Origin of the sequence: Bacterioplanes sanyensis, from assembly GCF_014652515.1 — a bacterium.
In the GTDB taxonomy this organism is placed as follows: domain Bacteria; phylum Pseudomonadota; class Gammaproteobacteria; order Pseudomonadales; family Oceanobacteraceae; genus Bacterioplanes; species Bacterioplanes sanyensis.
The window spans coordinates 1,652-17,334 of the sequence record NZ_BMYY01000011.1; the positions used below are offsets into that span (position 1 = coordinate 1,652).

The 15,683-nt window shown below is 52.6% G+C and carries 11 protein-coding genes; 5 read left to right on the forward strand and 6 right to left on the reverse strand.

Annotation, left to right across the window (positions count from 1 at the left end; translation table 11 throughout):
* Positions 1–45: 45 nt before the first annotated feature.
* Complete coding sequence (locus IE090_RS14065; RefSeq protein WP_189389180.1) at positions 46–336, reverse strand: transposase; 291 nt, start codon at positions 334–336, stop codon at positions 46–48.
* 297 nt (positions 337–633) lie between these two features.
* On the opposite strand from IE090_RS14065, the gene IE090_RS14070 reads away from it, so the two are divergent.
* The gene (locus tag IE090_RS14070; RefSeq protein ID WP_189389182.1) at positions 634–2,034 is read left to right on the forward strand and encodes a PhoPQ-activated protein PqaA family protein; all 1,401 of its coding nucleotides are present in this window, start codon (positions 634–636) and stop codon (positions 2,032–2,034) included.
* Positions 2,035–2,232: 198 nt separating this feature from the next.
* Here the strand turns inward: IE090_RS14070 and IE090_RS14075 are convergent, their stop codons facing one another.
* Together IE090_RS14075 and IE090_RS14080 are read right to left on the reverse strand one after the other, a co-directional pair.
* Entirely contained in the window at positions 2,233–3,192 is a 960-nt protein-coding gene (locus IE090_RS14075) for a DUF4917 family protein (RefSeq protein WP_189389185.1), read from the reverse strand.
* A 745-nt stretch (positions 3,193–3,937) separates the two neighbouring features.
* Complete coding sequence (locus tag IE090_RS14080) at positions 3,938–5,188, reverse strand: MFS transporter (protein WP_189389188.1); 1,251 nt, start codon at positions 5,186–5,188, stop codon at positions 3,938–3,940.
* 67 nt (positions 5,189–5,255) lie between these two features.
* Here IE090_RS14080 and soxR point away from each other — a divergent pair, with 67 nt between their 5' ends.
* The 4 genes from soxR (at position 5,256) to IE090_RS14100 (ending at position 12,517) form a co-directional block, all read left to right on the forward strand.
* Entirely contained in the window at positions 5,256–5,693 is a 438-nt protein-coding gene (soxR, locus tag IE090_RS14085) for a redox-sensitive transcriptional activator SoxR (protein WP_189389191.1), read from the forward strand.
* A 373-nt stretch (positions 5,694–6,066) separates the two neighbouring features.
* Entirely contained in the window at positions 6,067–7,113 is a 1,047-nt protein-coding gene (locus IE090_RS14090; RefSeq protein WP_229815781.1) for an efflux RND transporter periplasmic adaptor subunit, read from the forward strand.
* A 14-nt stretch (positions 7,114–7,127) separates the two neighbouring features.
* A complete protein-coding gene (locus IE090_RS14095) occupies positions 7,128–10,193 on the forward strand; it encodes an efflux RND transporter permease subunit (RefSeq protein ID WP_189389197.1) in 3,066 nt (1,021 codons plus the stop codon).
* A 134-nt stretch (positions 10,194–10,327) separates the two neighbouring features.
* On the forward strand, positions 10,328–12,517 hold the full coding sequence (locus IE090_RS14100; protein ID WP_189389200.1) for a DUF748 domain-containing protein: 2,190 nt from the start codon (positions 10,328–10,330) through the stop codon (positions 12,515–12,517).
* Positions 12,518–12,557: 40 nt separating this feature from the next.
* On the opposite strand, the gene IE090_RS14105 is transcribed toward IE090_RS14100, so the two are convergent.
* From IE090_RS14105 to IE090_RS14115, 3 genes are read right to left on the reverse strand one after another with little or no spacing between them, the layout of a single operon-like run.
* Entirely contained in the window at positions 12,558–13,331 is a 774-nt protein-coding gene (locus IE090_RS14105; RefSeq protein WP_189389203.1) for an amino acid ABC transporter ATP-binding protein, read from the reverse strand.
* 12 nt (positions 13,332–13,343) lie between these two features.
* Positions 13,344–14,468: an amino acid ABC transporter permease gene (locus tag IE090_RS14110; RefSeq protein WP_189389206.1), complete on the reverse strand. Its 1,125-nt coding sequence runs from the start codon at positions 14,466–14,468 to the stop codon at positions 13,344–13,346.
* A gap of 1 nt (position 14,469) precedes the next feature.
* Complete coding sequence (locus IE090_RS14115) at positions 14,470–15,663, reverse strand: amino acid ABC transporter permease (RefSeq protein WP_189389209.1); 1,194 nt, start codon at positions 15,661–15,663, stop codon at positions 14,470–14,472.
* Positions 15,664–15,683 lie beyond the last annotated feature (20 nt).

The following is a 15,683-nucleotide window of genomic DNA, read 5'->3' on the forward strand; positions in this document are numbered from 1 at the left end:
GCGTGACACTGCCATCATCCTCCCACTGACGGATAAAGTCGTACTTTATTTCATTTCTTTCGCAAAGAAGGCGCTGGCCTTTTTTAGGATTTCCTTCTCTGAGCGCAGCTCTTTATTTTCACGCCTCAAGCGCTTCAGCTCTGCGCGCTCATCGGCCGCTAAAGACTCGCCTGAAGCTTCGAGTTCCAGTTCTTTTTTCCAGCGTCGAAGGTTGTTCTCACTGGTATCAACCGCCAGGGCTGCTTTGGCAAAGGAGTAGCCTTGCTCGGTAATCAAAGCTACTGCGTCTTTCTTGAACTCAGGCGTAAACTTGCGCCGTTTTTTCTCTGTTGTCATCGTTCACCTCGGTTGGTATGAATACTATCTTAACGAGGTGTCCGGGTGAATTAGACCACTACAACAACCTCAAGGAGTGCATGGCGTTTAGCGAGGTGTTTGCATAGCTATCATGTTTCTGCCGGCTAAAAACCACTGCCTAATTGGCTGTCTATCTATTTCCCTTATGTCTATAATTCCGCCCGAATTTTAGGCTGTATCAGTCTGATTTTTGCTCAATTCGATTCAAAATATATAAGGAATACCATGAAAACAGTGATGTTTTTCAGGTCGGCAGTTCTGCTGGCTGTCTCGCTGATGCTAACAGCATTCGCGCAAGCGGAAACCGCATTAGATCGCTACTTGGCAAAGGATGATGGCAAGTTCGATTGGGAATATGTTCGCACAGAAGACAAGGGTTTTTACGTTGGCCATGAGGTATTGGTAACGTCTCAGCAGTGGCTGACGGAAAAAGAAACAACCCGCCCGATCTGGCAGCACGATGTGATGTTTTACTTCCCTAAGAAGTTAGCGGATAAGCCGTATGGCAAGCTGGCTTGGCGTACCGATTCAGCCATTGTTTACGTGGCGGGTGGAACGCACTTGCGTGACTCTAAATTTGATGACTTGTTCGGCAAGGTGGCGGCAAAGTTTAATAAAATCGTGATTGAAGTTCGCCAGGTACCCAATGAGCCTTGGTCTTATGTGGTCGATGGTGAAGGTGCCAAAGAAATGCAGGAAGACAATTTGGTCTCGCGCTCTTTTGAATTGTTCTTAGATACGGGCAATGAGGAATGGCCGCTGTATTTGCCGATGGTGAAATCCGTGGTGAAAGCCATGGATGCCAGTACTGAGTTTTTGGATGAATACCATGGCCTTTATGTTGACCGCTTTTCTATGGTGGGCGGCTCTAAGCGTGGTTGGACTACTTGGCTAACCGCCGCCGTTGATCATCGCGTACAAGGCATTGTGCCGGCGGTTATCGACGTATTGGATATTGATAAGTCGCTGGAAAATCAGTACGAAGCCATTGGCGACTACTATCCAATCTTGCACACCTATACCGGCAAAAACTTGCCATGCCGTTTCAAAACCGAAGACGGTCAGAAGTTGCTCGACATCGTGGACCCGATCGAGTATCAGGACAGAATGGCCGGTCTGCCAAAATTCATTCTGAATGGTACCTCGGATGAGTTCTTTCAAAATACCAACAGTTTGAACTACTGGGACCAAGTGTCTGGCCCTAAGAACATTCGCTTTGTTCCTAATGCCAGTCACAATCTTCCAGAAGACGCCATTATGTCGGGCTTTGCATTTGCGAGTAAGGTGTTGGATCGCAATGGTCGACGCTCTGCGCCGCATATCTTTTGGGAAGCTGATCGCGAAAACAACGTATTGACTGTGTACTCTTCTAAGATCCCCATGAACGTTGAGTTTTGGACGGCTGATAACGAAACACTGGATTATCGTTTAAACGTCGCTGGCGATGAGGCTTGGAAGAGCAAGACGTTGCGCGCCAAGCATATGAAAGTCGAGTTTAAAGATCCGGATGGTGATGGCCGCTCTAAAATGTACTACGCATTTTCTAAGCCGCTCGAGGCACCTGAGTCGGGTTATCGTGCAAGCTTGTTTAGCTTAGACTTTGGCATGCAGACCTTTACCACCAGCATTCATATGACCCCTGAAGCGAAGCCGTATAGCGGTCTTCACTGTCAGTAATGTGATGGTTAAAACCCCGTAGCTAATACGAGGTTTTTATATGGTTAGGAGAGCATATATGATTCTTAATCTGACCAGTATTTGATCGTCAAGGCAATAGCTTTTTCTTTGATGCTGCCCCTGTGGTGACTGCCCGATTATTTTGTTTAGTGATGCTGCCTCGCTTTTATTTCTTAAATGCTTTGTTAACCCTATTGTTTACCAATTTATAAAATCAGTAACATTTTCTAGTCTTACGATCTCAGCTGTATGACCTAGTGTTGCACTCCAGTATCTATTTCGCTCATCTTGTTGGCCGGCGCCATCCCACTCAATAACTCGTATAGATTTTGCAGTTAAATATGGACGAAGAAGCAGGTTTAGGTGTTTGTCTAGGCCTGAATATCCAAATAGTATTATTTCATCGGCCTCAGAAAGAGCAAACTGTAAGTAATCCCAGTATGTTGATAAAACATGAGAGGCTGCAATAACAGATGGCTTATGCTTTACATGGGTCAAGACTATATGCTCGCTAGCCTCATTCCTGTCGACAGTTAATTGGTTTCGACTTAGCTTCGATGTTTGTTGGCCGTCATTAACGAAAAGAGGGGAGCCGTGGAGGTGCAGGTAGTATCCGTATTTTTTATCGTACTTACGCTCAAGTGCATCGGGTGAAAAACCACTATTCAACATCCCATCAACTAAATAGCCGTCATAGCCAGTGACAATATCATTGTCTATGAAAGAATTGTATAGCAATTTGTCATAGTTGAGCGTTGCAACATGTGAACGAGTATTTTTGATGAAATTAACAAGGTTGTTTTCGAACTGGTCAGGTAAGTTTCCATCATAGTTGTGGAGTTTAGTTGCTACTTTATGAATGTATTGGGCTGTAATTTCAGGAAAACCCCGGCCGTCCTCAGTAAGCCAGTGAACATCTCCTTGTCCAATTCGATTTAGAGCTTTGCAGTACGTAACAGCTTGGTGCAAGGTGTCTAGTTCATGCTCGCCTTTTGGAGCTCCCGTGCGCCCAAGGCATCGTTCAATTAATTGCTTCTGCTCCGGTGTTAAGAAATTTTCTTTATTCCATATGTCTTCAAGTGCTGTCGTTAATGAAAAGTGATCAGGGTCTAAAGCCATTCCCAATCCATTTCCAAATATTATTAATTTTCTACTCATTTTATTACCTTGGCATCATCAATTAGGGCCAATAGACTATTGGCCTTAGTGTCAGCCTTTCCAGCTGGAATTATTCGAGGACTTTCTACTAGTCCATTGAGTCACGATTGGATATCCCTGTTTTTCTCATATTTCCTATTGGAAAAGTGTGCCTGCCTAGTTTTCAGGCCAACAGTGGTATCAAAGCTAAGCGACAATTATCAGTGTTTTGATGTTATTGATAATTAAGCTACCAGGAAGGAATTCTGCTCGCAAGGCTGTCAAGCGACATAGTATGTCGGTAGCTTTCGCACGGTATTCATTCTAAGATTTGAACTCGCTCTCGCGCCTAGGTTCTCCGCGCCTTAGCAGGCCGCCTGAGTTGGCAATGGCTGTGCCCGTAGGGGCTGCCCGGACGGCAGCACCAGCCAACATCCTGCTTGGATGCAGGCTGTTGGCGTTGCGGCGACCACAGCATTGGCAACTCAGGATTCACGGCCTGCGCAGCGCAAAGCAGGGAGCTCGCCCGCCCGGCGTGAGGGATAAGATCCCTCAAGGAGGGCATAGGGCTTAGAGAATTTTAAAGCTATCTACGTTGTTTCTGCTGCGTTAAAAAGCTCAAAAAATGCTCACATATTACAGGTAAGCTGCGCTTTTTTTATTACTTTTCGCCTAGCAGAAACTGCCTCGATGTACGCTTTCAGTCGTTTGCCTGCCCGGCGTGAGGGATAACCTCAAGGAGCGCATAGGGTTTGGCGTTTGGAGGTTACGTGCCTTCGCTCGTTCTCCGCAGTGCCGGGTAGTGTTTGGGGTTATAGCGGCTTATCAAGACGATCACCAAAGCATACATAAGCGCCAGCACCAGCCAGGCGTTATTAAAGCTGCCTAAATAATCCCTCAGTGCGCCCATTAATAACGGCATAAAGGCAGCCAAGCTATAGCCATAGCCTTGCACTAATGCAGTCAGCGCTCCGGCTTTTTGCGCGTCGGGGTGGTGGTCCATGGTGATGATCATGACCAGTGGAAACTGACCACCAATGCCTAAACCCAGCAAGGTCATGGGAATCCACACGCTGGCGTGTGAGGGCGCCAACGCCAGCCAGAGAAAGCCGCTGATGGACAGTGCCAGCACGGTAAATAATGCCCAGCGTCGATCATCGCTGCGGCTGGCCAGGTAAGGGAAAATAAAACCCGCCACCACTTCGATGGCGGTCAAATAGCCTAGCCACAAACCCGACTGGGTCGCATCCAAGCCTTGGTCGAGTAAAAACGGCGGCAACCAGGCCAATACGCAGACGTAGCCGGCGGCGGCCAGCGTAAACGTGGTCGTCAGCGACAGCAAACGCGGTGTGGCCAGCCAGTAAGCTTGGGCTGGCACAGAGCCTGGGGTGGGGAATGCGTCGCGCCAATCCGACCAAATAAATAGGGCGATGATGGCCACCACGGCCCAGCTGGCCAGGGCTAAGTGCCAGTTGTCGCTCCATTGGAATACATAGGGCGTTAAACTGGCGGCGCAAGCGGCACCGGCCATGATGGCGGCCACGTAAAAGCCCATAATTCGGGCGCTGTGCGGGCCGGCCAGTTGTTTGATCACAACCGGCATGGCGGCCTGAATGACGGCGATGCCGGCACCTGCCAGCAGCGAGGTCAGCACCAATAAAGCAAAGTTCCATTGACCAACATCCACGCCGCGAAGGCCATTGGCCAGCAGTAATAAACCCAGTGAAAGCTGTATTAAGCGATGGGTGCTTATGTGTTGGCGAAGTTTAAGAGTGAGAAAACACCCCAGCCCCATGGCCAATACAGGCAACAAGGTCAGCCAGGAAAGGGCGGTGTAGTTGAGCTGCAAGTCGGCTTGTAAGGTGTCTGCCAATGGCCCAATGGCGGCCAGGGCCGGGCGCAAGTTAAGGCCAATCAGCATGGCGACGGCCATCAGTTTCCAGTGTGAGCTGGGCGCGTGTGCAGCGGCGCGCTCGGCGGTGGGTAAAAGTGACGCGTTGGTTATAACCCTCGTCATAAATAGTCTTCTCAATAAGTTAAGTTGGCGCTACTCTAAAAGCTCAATATAACTTGAGGTCAACAAGATGGTGAAACCACTCGCCGCCAGCAAAAGTGCGCTCAGTGTGGGGGATGTGGCACAGCGCTGTGATATTCCGGTGTCGACGGTGCATTTTTATGAGGCCCAAGGCTTGATAAAGAGCTGGCGTAACAATGCCAACCACCGCCGTTACAGTCGCCATGTGCTGCGGCGCATTGCGGTGATTAAAGTCGCACAGCGCACGGGCATTGCATTGAAAGACATTCACCAGGCTTTGGCTGTGTTGCCGCAAGACAAAGCACCGAGTGCTGAACAGTGGCAAGCGATGTCGCGCCAGTGGCAACAATTGCTGCAACAAAAAATCGCCGACCTAACCCTACTGCAAACGCAACTCGACAGTTGCATTGGCTGTGGCTGTCTATCCTTAGCCGACTGCCCGCTGCGCAACCCAGAGGATTGCCGTGCCGTGCAGGAATCGCCATAGCACTCCAACTCGGTGTCGCTGGTTTTTGCTGAGCGGCACACAAAGCTCGTGATTTTGAGTTCGCTGGTGATCCAGGGCGGGCGCCGGGTTACTTAAAGGTGCCTTTGGTAAAAAGGCGCCTTTGATAAACCTGTTATTGTTCGCGTACTGGCATAGATTGTTCACTACTGGCCAGCCGTTACCGATTGCGGGTAATGTAGCGCCTCCTGCGGCTCCGCACGCTGGCCGGGGCTGTGTGGGCGCGATGTTGGCGTCCATTCGTCGTAGGTTTTCATCATTCATAGTCTGTGGGCTAAGGCTTTATTACCGCACCGAACGCGGCCGGGCGCGGTGGCCAGGTCAACACAGAAAACGCAGAGCTAGAGGCACAGGTATGCAATTTCCGCTATTTAAGGGGTTGTTCCCGACATTCATGATGGCACTGACAGTCGTCAGTGGCACGGCCACGGCCGCCGAACGGCCTCCCATGCCGGTCGAAGCCCAAGTGGTTAACGCTGAAACGGTGAGCCGCACGATTGAACTCGTTGGCTCCTTAAGTGCCGACGAGAGCGTCACCATCAGCCCGGAAGTGGCAGGGCGCATCAGCAAAATTCATTTTCAAGAAGGTCAAGCGGTGCAAGCCGGCGATGTGCTGTTTACCTTAGACAGCTCCATCGAACGGGCGCAGTTGGCGCAGGCGCAAGCCAGCCGAGCGCTCAATGAGTTGGAATATCGTCGTGCCAGTGAGCTGTTAAAAAAGAACGTCGGCAGCGCCACCGACCGTGATGCCGCACTGGCCAAACTGCGTATCGACGAAGCGGAAGTTGAGCTGGCACGCGAGCGTGTCGCCAAAATGACGTTAACCGCACCGTTTGCTGGCGTGATGGGGCTGCGTCAGGTCAGCGTTGGCAAATACGTCTCGCCCGGCGAAGCCATGGCGCCTTTGGTGGCTACTAATCCGTTGAAGCTCGAGTTTCGCGTGCCAGAAGTGTACGTGCGTGAGTTGAGCGAAGGCCTGTCAGTAGCGGTCAGCGTTGATGCCTTGCCCGGTGAGAAATTCCAAGGCGAAATTTACGCCATTTCTCCCGCCGTGGATGTTAATGGCCGCAGCTTTAAAGTCTTGGCGGCCATTAATAATGACGCTGGGCTGTTAAAGCCGGGCTTGTTTGCCCGCGTCGAGTTAAACCTGGCGGACATCGACAACGCCCTGATGGTGCTCGAAGAAGCCTTGGTGCCCCAGGGCAAGCAGCAACTGATTTATAAGCTGGTCGATGGCAAGGTGCAGATTAACCCGGTCACCGTTGGTTTGCGCCAACAAGGTCGCGCTCGCATCACCTCAGGTGTGGCCGCTGGCGACATTGTGGTCACCGCCGGTCAAATGAAACTGCAACCGGGTGCGCCTGCTGTGCCTGTTAACTTGCCTCAGCCTGAGCAGCAATAAGGAGCTGACACTTTATGGTGTTATCGGAAATATCCATTCGTCGCCCAGTGCTGGCCACGGTGATGAGTTTGCTGATCTTGTTGGTTGGCCTCATCGCTTACGAGCGTTTGACGGTGCGCGAATACCCCAACATTGATGTGCCGACGGTGTCGGTAGAAACCATTTACGACGGTGCCAATGCCAGCATTGTCGAATCGCAGGTGACCAATGTGCTGGAGGATTCGTTGTCCGGCATTGAGGGCATCGATTTTATGACCTCGTCGTCCAGCTCAGGTAAAAGTCAGATCACCATCAACTTTAACCTCGATCGCGACGCCGATACCGCGGCGTCGGATGTGCGTGACCGGGTAGGGCGTGTGCGTGGCTTGTTGCCCGACGACATCGATGAGCCGGTGGTGGCGAAAGTAGAAGCCAACGCTCAGCCGATTATGTATCTGGCGTTTTCTAGCCCCAACCATACCCCGTTGGAAATGACGGATTTTGCTGACCGTTTGGTAAAAGACCGGCTGCAAACGGTGAAAGGCGTTGCGCAGGTGCGTATTTTTGGTGAGCGTCGCTACGCCATGCGCATCTGGCTGGATAAACAACGCATGGCCGCCTACGGCGTAACCGTGGTCGACATTGCCAATGCATTGCGCAGTCAGAACTTGGAAGTGCCGTCCGGCAGCATTCGCTCACAAACCCGTGAGTTTACCGTGCTGGCGCAAACGGATCTGACTCAGCCTCAGCAATTTGAGCAAGTGATTTTGCGCGATGACGATGGCTACCTAGTGCGTCTTTCTGACGTGGCTCGTGTACGCATTGGCTCGGAGCAAGATCGCGGCAGCGTGCGTTTTAATGGCGAAACTGCCGTTGCACTCGGGGTTGTAAAGCAGTCGGTGGCTAACCCGTTGGATGTGTCGGCAGGCATTCGTGAAATGATTCCATCGGTGGAGTCGATGCTGCCCGAGGGCATGGAAATTCAGGTGGCGTACGATTCGTCCATCTTTATCGATCGCTCGATTAAAGCCGTATACAGCACCATTATCGAAGCAGCGATTTTGGTGATTTTGGTGATTTTCCTGTTCTTGCGTTCTGCGCGAGCGACCTTGATTCCACTGGTGACCATTCCGGTGTCCTTGATTGGTTCGTTCATCTTTATGTTCGCGCTGGGCTACTCCATCAACACCTTGACCTTGCTTGCCATCGTGATGGCCATTGGCCTGGTGGTGGACGACGCCATCGTCATGCTGGAGAACATTTATCGCCACGTTGAAGAGGGCATGCACCCGATTCAGGCGGCGTTTAAAGGCTCGAAAGAAATCGGCTTTGCCGTCATCGCCATGACCATCACCCTGGTGGCGGTGTTTGCGCCCATTGCCTTTACCGAAGGCCGTACCGGCAAGTTGTTTGCTGAGTTTGCTTTGACTTTGGCCAGTGCGGTGTTGGTGTCCGGTTTTGTGGCACTGACCTTGTCGCCCATGATGTGCTCGCGTTTGCTGAAACATGAAAACCACGGCAAATTCTATTTGTGGGGTGAGCGCGTATTGGATGGCATGGCAGACGCTTATCGTCGCTCGCTCAAGGTCTCGTTAAAAGCGCGTCCAGTGGTGCTGGCCATTGGTTTGGCTTGCTTGGTGGGGTTGTATTTCAGCTTTACCAGCTTGAAATCTGAGCTCTCACCGACGGAAGACCGTGGCACCATCATTGGCTTTGGTATTGGCCCAGAAGGCTCGACCACCGAGTTTTTGGATCGCTACAGCCGCCAGTTGGAAGGCGTGTTCTCCGGCGTGCCAGAGGTGGAGCGCTACTTCGTTATCACTGGCCTGTTCCCTACCGAGAGCAACATCATTGCCTTTGCTGGCCTGCAAGATTGGGATGAGCGCGCGCGTCCAGCGCAAGCCATTGCCGGCGAGCTACGTGGCCCTATGTTTGCGGGCATTCCAGGCATTATGTCGTTTCCGGTGTTGCCGGCATCGTTGGGGCAAAGCCCAATTGCACGCCCAGTGGAGTTGGTGATTCAGTCAACCGGCGACTTTGCCGACTTGCAACGCTTGGTCGGTGCGGTAATGGGCAAGGTGTACGCCAGTGGCAAGTTGGCCAACCCGGATGTCGATTTGAAGCTCAACAAGCCTGAGCTGGTGGTCAATGTGAACCGCGATAAAGCCGCGGCTGTGGGTGTGCAAATCACCGACATCACCAGCACGCTATCGACCTTGCTGGGCGGCACCACGGTCAACCGCTATCGCCAGGGCAATGAGCAGTACGATGTCATTGTTAAAGTTGAAGACAGTGCCCGTACCACGCCAGAAGCGCTGAGCGAGATTTATGTGCGCAACAACACTGGCGTCATGGTGCAGCTGTCGAACCTGGTCACGGTGACTGAGTCGGTGGCGCCGAAAGAGCTGAACCACTTTAACAAGTTACGTTCGGCCACCATTCAGGCCAGCTTGACGCCTGGCATCACCCAAGGTGAAGCGCTGACTTGGCTGCGCAGTGTGGTGGAGGAGACCGCCGCTGACATGGATATTCAGGGCATTCAGTTCGATTACGGCGGCCAAGCTCGCGAGTACATCGAATCTGGCAATACTCTGATGGTCACCTTCGTATTGGCACTGGGCTTTATTTACCTGGTGTTGGCCGCGCAGTTTGAGAGTTTCCGCTCGCCCATGGTCATTATGCTAACCGTGCCGCTGGCGATTTTGGGTGCCTTGCTGACCATGCACATGACCGGCGGTACGCTCAACGTTTATAGCCAGATTGGCCTGATTACCTTGATTGGTCTGATTACCAAGCACGGGATCTTAATGACGGAGTTTGCCAACCAGCTGCGTGAGCAGGGCAAAGAGAAGTTCGAAGCCATTATCGAAGGCTCGGTATTGCGTTTGCGCCCTATCTTGATGACCGCAGGCTCCATGGTGCTGGGTACCTTGCCGCTGGCAATGGCCACCGGTGCCGGTGCCGAGGGCCGTCAGGAAATTGGCTGGGTCATTGTCGGTGGTATGACCTTTGGTACCTTGCTGACGCTGTACGTGGTGCCCACCATGTACACCTACATCGTGCGCTCCATGCCGCATTTGGTCGAGCCTGATTACGACTGAACTGGCTCGGCCTAGGTTGAGCAAAACCAAGCCGGCGCCTGACGCCGGCTTTTTTGTGCTCATTCATGGCGACATTGGTCACGTCAGAGGCGCATGCTAGAGTAGCCGCCTGTTAAAGCGAAGGATAAGAAGTGATGCGTTTGCGCTGGATCGGCTGGCTGTTGGCGGTGATGGTCATTGTGCCTCTGCTGGGCTTGTATTTGGCTCCGGGGTTGGGGCTATGGTGGGCAGATCGCTGGTATCAGCAACAAGGCGACGGTTACGGCATTGATGCCGAGCGGTGGACCTTCTCGCCCTTTGCCGGTGAACTGACTTTGCACCAACTGACCTTGCGCCATCCGGGCCATGCCAGCGGCGAGCAAACCCAACTGCAGCAGCTGCAACTGCAGTGGCACACGCCCTCTTTATGGCAGCAATATCTGCACATTACCGACTTACAGCTGCTGGGGCTGACAGTGCAAGTCGAGCAAAGCGGCGACATCAATGCGCCCGAAAGTAAGCCGCAGCTGATGGTTGCTGGCCTTAACCTGCCATTAGCCGAAACCGGCGAGCCGCCTGCCGCAGCTGAAGCTGAAGCCGAAGAAGCCGCCCCTTTGGCGTGGCGTGTTCGCGTCGATCAATGGCAACTGACCCCTGATATTCGCTGGCGGGCCGCGCAAGCGCCGGCCAGCGCGGGTCAAGTGGCGCTGAGCCTGACTGGCAAAAACCTGACTTGGCCCTTGAGCGAGGCCATGACGCACGAGCTGCAACTGCAATTGCGTGGTTTGAATCTCGATGGGCAGTTAACGGCCGATTTTAACTTGCACGTTCAAGGTCAGCTCGGCGCAGGCATGTCAGACTGGCAAGGTGACGTGCGTTTAAGTGAGGCGGCCCTGGCCCATAGCCAAGCGCCGCCCTTAGCGCTGGCTGAGTTGTCGTTGGCGCAATTGCGCTGGCAGCAGGCAAAGCCACAGGCTGCTGAACTTCAGTCGTTGCAGTTAGAGCAATTGCGCATTGGTGACAGCGAGCAACCCTTGCTGAGTTTGGCCAGCTACGCCGTCGATGAGTTGGCCTTGAGTGCCGAGCAAATTCGCACCGGCTGGCATGAATATCAGGGGCTGGAGCTGAACCTCACGCTGGATGAGCAAGGTGAGCTGATTGGCTTGCCGCCCCAGTCACAGGCTGCTAATGCAGAGTTGGCCTCCGCAGCGCCAGAGCAGAGCGTTACTGATGAGCCTGAGGCTCAGCAAACGCTATCTGAGCCAGCCGCGACCGAGTCAAACACACCTAGGCCAAGCACATCTGAGCCAAGCACGCCCAACATTGAGCTGGCTGGATTGCGCCAACGCGGTGAGCCATCGCGCCTTGAGCTGCGTGATGCGTCGGTGATGCCGACGCTGGAGCAAAGCGTGTCGATCAAAGCGTTGGAAGTGAGCCCGTTGCAATGGCAGGCCAGTGGCTCGCAACAGCCCAGTGGCTTGAAACAGCCCCTCGACTTTAACCTTGAGCTGGCATTGGACGACTACAACCGTATTCACTCTCAAGGCAAGCTCACCACCTTTAAACGCGAGCAGGTGATTTTCCCGCAAGGCCAGCTCACCTTTACCGTGGAGCAGTTAAATCTGGTGCCGTATAACGGCTATCTCGCTCGGGCAATGGGCTATCACGCCGAGCGCGGCCAGCTTAACCTTAAGGCCGAAGTCGGCTTTGATGAGGGACAGCTGCAAGGTGATGTGGATATTTTGCTGCGCAATGCGCGCTTCGAGCCGGAAAATGATGCAGTCATCGAGCGGGTCAGCCAGCAAATATCGATGCCAGTGGATACGGCGTTGTCGCTGCTGCGTGACGATAACGGCAATATTCGCTTAAACGTGCCATTGTCGGGCGATTTAGCCAGCCCAGATGTTGGTTTAAATGATTTGAGCAAACAGCTGGCGACCTTGGCGTTGCGCACAGCGACCATGCATTATTTAAAGCAAAGCCTAGTGCCTTACGGAACCTTGTTGAGCCTGGCGGATTATGCCGGCTCGAAGCTGATGGCCATACGCTTAGATGCCGTGGTGTTCAGCGCCGAGCAAGAGTCACTGAATGACCAGCAGCGCGCACAGCTCGATAAAGTCGCGGCCATTATGCAAGAAAAAACCGAACTGGAATTAAAAGCGTGTCCGCAGTTTGCTAAAACCGATGCCCCAGATAACTGGCCAGCACTGGCCACTCAGCGTGCGCAATGGATCAAGCAGTATTTGGCGCAGTCACAAGATGACAATGATCAAACCTTGGCGGCTCGCATTACCTTGTGCAAACCCGAGCTCGAAGAGCAGCATCAGGTGGTATTAGGTTTCTAGTTGGGAATTAAACAAGGGCGCCTAGGCGCCCTTGTTTAATTTAGTGCTCCAGAATCTGACTCAGGAATAACTGCAAGCGGTCGGTTTCTGGGTTGGCGAAGAATGTGTCAGGAGTGTTTTGCTCCACAATTTCGCCGCCGTCCATAAAGATCACTCTATCAGCAACTTTCTTGGCAAAGCCCATTTCGTGGGTCACACACAGCATGGTCATGCCTTCTTCGGCCAGCTCGATCATGACATCGAGTACCTCTTTAACCATTTCTGGGTCCAGTGCTGAGGTTGGCTCATCGAACAACATGATTTGTGGTGACATGCACAGTGAGCGGGCAATCGCCACGCGTTGTTGCTGACCGCCAGACAGCTGGCCTGGGTATTTGCTTGCCTGATTGGCAATTTTAACCCGCTCCAGATATTTCATGGCGATGGCTTCGGCCTCGTCTTTGGGCTTTTTTTGCACCCAAATAGGCCCGAGGGTGAGGTTTTCTAAAATGGTCAAATGTGGAAATAGATTAAAGTGCTGAAACACCATGCCGACATCGCGGCGAATGGCTTCAATGTTTTTTACGTCATCAATCATTTCTATGCCATCGACCACCAGTGAGCCCCGTTGGAACTCTTCCAGGCGATTGATGCAGCGAATCATGGTGGATTTACCAGACCCAGAAGGGCCGCAGATCACAATGCGCTCGCCTTTTTTGACGGTGAGGTTGATGTCTTTCAGCACATGGAAATCGCCATACCATTTGTTCAGGTCGGAAATGACGATGACGTCGTCCTGAGCTTCTTGTTCTGGGCGGTTGTTTACTTCAGTCATGGTGTAATTCCGTCAAGATTGGTGGCTGGTATCCAGTTTTTTCTCGATGTTGGCGGCAACGCGCGACATGCCAAAGCAGCATATCCAATACACCACGCCAACAAATAAATAGGCCTCGGTGGCATAGCCGCCCAGCCAGTTTGAGTTGGTTAAAGCGGTTTGTGCCGTGCTGAGCACCTCGAAAATACCAATGATCAGCAAGAAGGTGGTGTTCTTAAATAGCATGATCGAGGTGGCCAAAATGTTCGGCATAGAGACCTTGATCACCTGCGGCAAAATCACCAATAAGGTGGTTTGCCAATAGCTTAAGCCCAGCGCAGCGGAAGCTTCGTATTGGCCATTGGGGATGGCTTGAAAACCACCGCGATAAACCTCGGCCATGTAGCCGGCCATAAACAGGGTGAGCACGATCCACACCCGCAGTAGTTTGTCGACGTTAGTGCCTTCGGGGAAGAACAACGGCAACATGACTGAGCCCATAAAGAACAAGGCCAGTACCGGCACGCCACGGAAAAACTCAATCAAAATAACGCTGATCGAGCGCGCCATTGGCATGTTAGAGCGGCGGCCAAGGGCCCATAAAAAGCCCAGCGGCATGCCGAGAATAATACTGGCAGAGGCCAGTAATAAGTTCAGCGAAAAGCCACCCCAAAAATCCGTGCTGACGTATTCCAGCCCTAAGATACGACCATCCAAAATGGCGATGGCCACAAACGGAAAAATCACCAACAGCGCCAAGTCTAAGCGGTTACGCAAATGATGCGGCAGCCAGTAGGGTGACGATAGCACCAGTGCTAATAGCACCAGAGTCAGATTGATACGCCAGATCTCTGTGTCGGGAAATGAGCCATAAAACAGCTGCTGTGACCAAGCCTGAATAAATACCCAGCAAGCACCGCTGCTGGTGCAGTCTTGCTGCGTTGTGCCAGAAAAATCGGCTGACCACAAAAGCCAGTCCAGCAGCGGCGGAATCGCCCATAAAAAGAAAGCGACAATCACCAAGGTAGTGATGCTGTTCAGTGGGCCAGCAAACAGGTTGTTGCGCAGCCAGGCAATCGGGCCAGCGGCGGTAACGGGCGCCGGCTGTGACGGTTTGGGTTCAAATACCCGGGTAGTGTGATGGGAGCTACTGGACATACTATTTTCTCTCCACCAGGCTGACACGACGGTTAAACAGGTTCATGCACAAGGAAATGGTCATATTCACGGCGAAGTAAACCGCCAGAGTCATAAATACAATTTCAATGGCCTGGCCCGTTTGGTTGAGTGAGGTGCCGACAAACACGGTGAACAAATCTGGGTAACCGATGGCGGTCGCTAGGGTCGAGTTTTTCACCAGACTTTGATACTCACTGTTGAGCAATGGCACAATCACGCGCATGGCTTGGGGCACAATGATCAGCTTCATGATTTTGCTTTCTTTTAGGCCAATGCTGCGGGCGGCTTCGGTTTGTCCGTGGGGCACGGCTTGAATGCCGGCGCGCACCGCTTCGGCAATAAAGGCTCCGGTGTACACCGTCAAGGCTAAGGCTAGGGCCATCAGTTCAGGGATTACGGTAATGCCGCCGCGAAAGTTAAAGCCGCGCAACTCTGGGTATTCAAAGGAAAAAGGCGCACCGCCGATCACGCTGGCCAGCGCGGGTAAAGCGATCAAGATGCCCAGTGACAAGCGCCATACCGGCAGCTGCACACCTTCGTCATCTTGGCGTTTTTTGGCGTAGCGGTGCAGCCAAATGATGGCGGCAATGGCAACGGCTACCGCGATGTAGAACACAGTAGCGCCGGCTTCTTCTACGGGGGCGGGTAAATACAAGCCACGAACGTTAAGGAAGACGGCCTCGCCCAGGCTCATGCTGTTTCTGGCGCTGGGTAGCGCCGCTAGAACAGCGAAGTACCAGAAGAAAATCTGTAATAGCAGTGGAATGTTGCGAAAGGTTTCCACGTAGGCAACGGCCAGTCGGGTAACCAGCCAGTTTTTGGAAAAATGGGCAACGCCCATAATAAAGCCGACCATGGTCGCCAACACTATGCCAACGGCCGACACCAAAATGGTGTTCAATAAGCCGACAAAGAAGGTTCGTAGGTAGGTGTCTGTGGCATCGTAGGGAATCAACGACATTAAAATGTCGAAGCCGGCGGTGGTGGTTAAAAAATCAAAGCCGGTTTTAATGCCCCTAGCTTCCATGTTGGCCAAGGTGTTCGCAATGATTAAAAATACCAAGTACCCCAGTGTTGCCACCAGCAGAAGCTGATAAAACACGGCGCGTACATTGGGGTTGTTGTAGAACGCCGGAGCCGATTTGCTGCCTTCGGGGCGTTTGACTGCGCTCATAGTGTCCTCTCTTGGGCCCA

What these genes read in the sequence shown, in the direction of transcription:
- IE090_RS14065 (WP_189389180.1), bottom strand. Translation starts at nt 336, where the DNA reads ATGACAACAGAGAAAAAACGGCGCAAGTTTACGCCTGAGTTCAAGAAA.
- IE090_RS14070 (WP_189389182.1), top strand. Translation starts at nt 634, where the DNA reads ATGCTAACAGCATTCGCGCAAGCGGAAACCGCATTAGATCGCTACTTG.
- IE090_RS14075 (WP_189389185.1), bottom strand. Translation starts at nt 3,192, where the DNA reads ATGAGTAGAAAATTAATAATATTTGGAAATGGATTGGGAATGGCTTTA.
- IE090_RS14080 (WP_189389188.1), bottom strand. Translation starts at nt 5,188, where the DNA reads ATGACGAGGGTTATAACCAACGCGTCACTTTTACCCACCGCCGAGCGC.
- soxR (WP_189389191.1), top strand. Translation starts at nt 5,256, where the DNA reads ATGGTGAAACCACTCGCCGCCAGCAAAAGTGCGCTCAGTGTGGGGGAT.
- IE090_RS14090 (WP_229815781.1), top strand. Translation starts at nt 6,067, where the DNA reads ATGCAATTTCCGCTATTTAAGGGGTTGTTCCCGACATTCATGATGGCA.
- IE090_RS14095 (WP_189389197.1), top strand. Translation starts at nt 7,128, where the DNA reads ATGGTGTTATCGGAAATATCCATTCGTCGCCCAGTGCTGGCCACGGTG.
- IE090_RS14100 (WP_189389200.1), top strand. Translation starts at nt 10,328, where the DNA reads ATGCGTTTGCGCTGGATCGGCTGGCTGTTGGCGGTGATGGTCATTGTG.
- IE090_RS14105 (WP_189389203.1), bottom strand. Translation starts at nt 13,331, where the DNA reads ATGACTGAAGTAAACAACCGCCCAGAACAAGAAGCTCAGGACGACGTC.
- IE090_RS14110 (WP_189389206.1), bottom strand. Translation starts at nt 14,468, where the DNA reads ATGTCCAGTAGCTCCCATCACACTACCCGGGTATTTGAACCCAAACCG.
- IE090_RS14115 (WP_189389209.1), bottom strand. Translation starts at nt 15,663, where the DNA reads ATGAGCGCAGTCAAACGCCCCGAAGGCAGCAAATCGGCTCCGGCGTTC.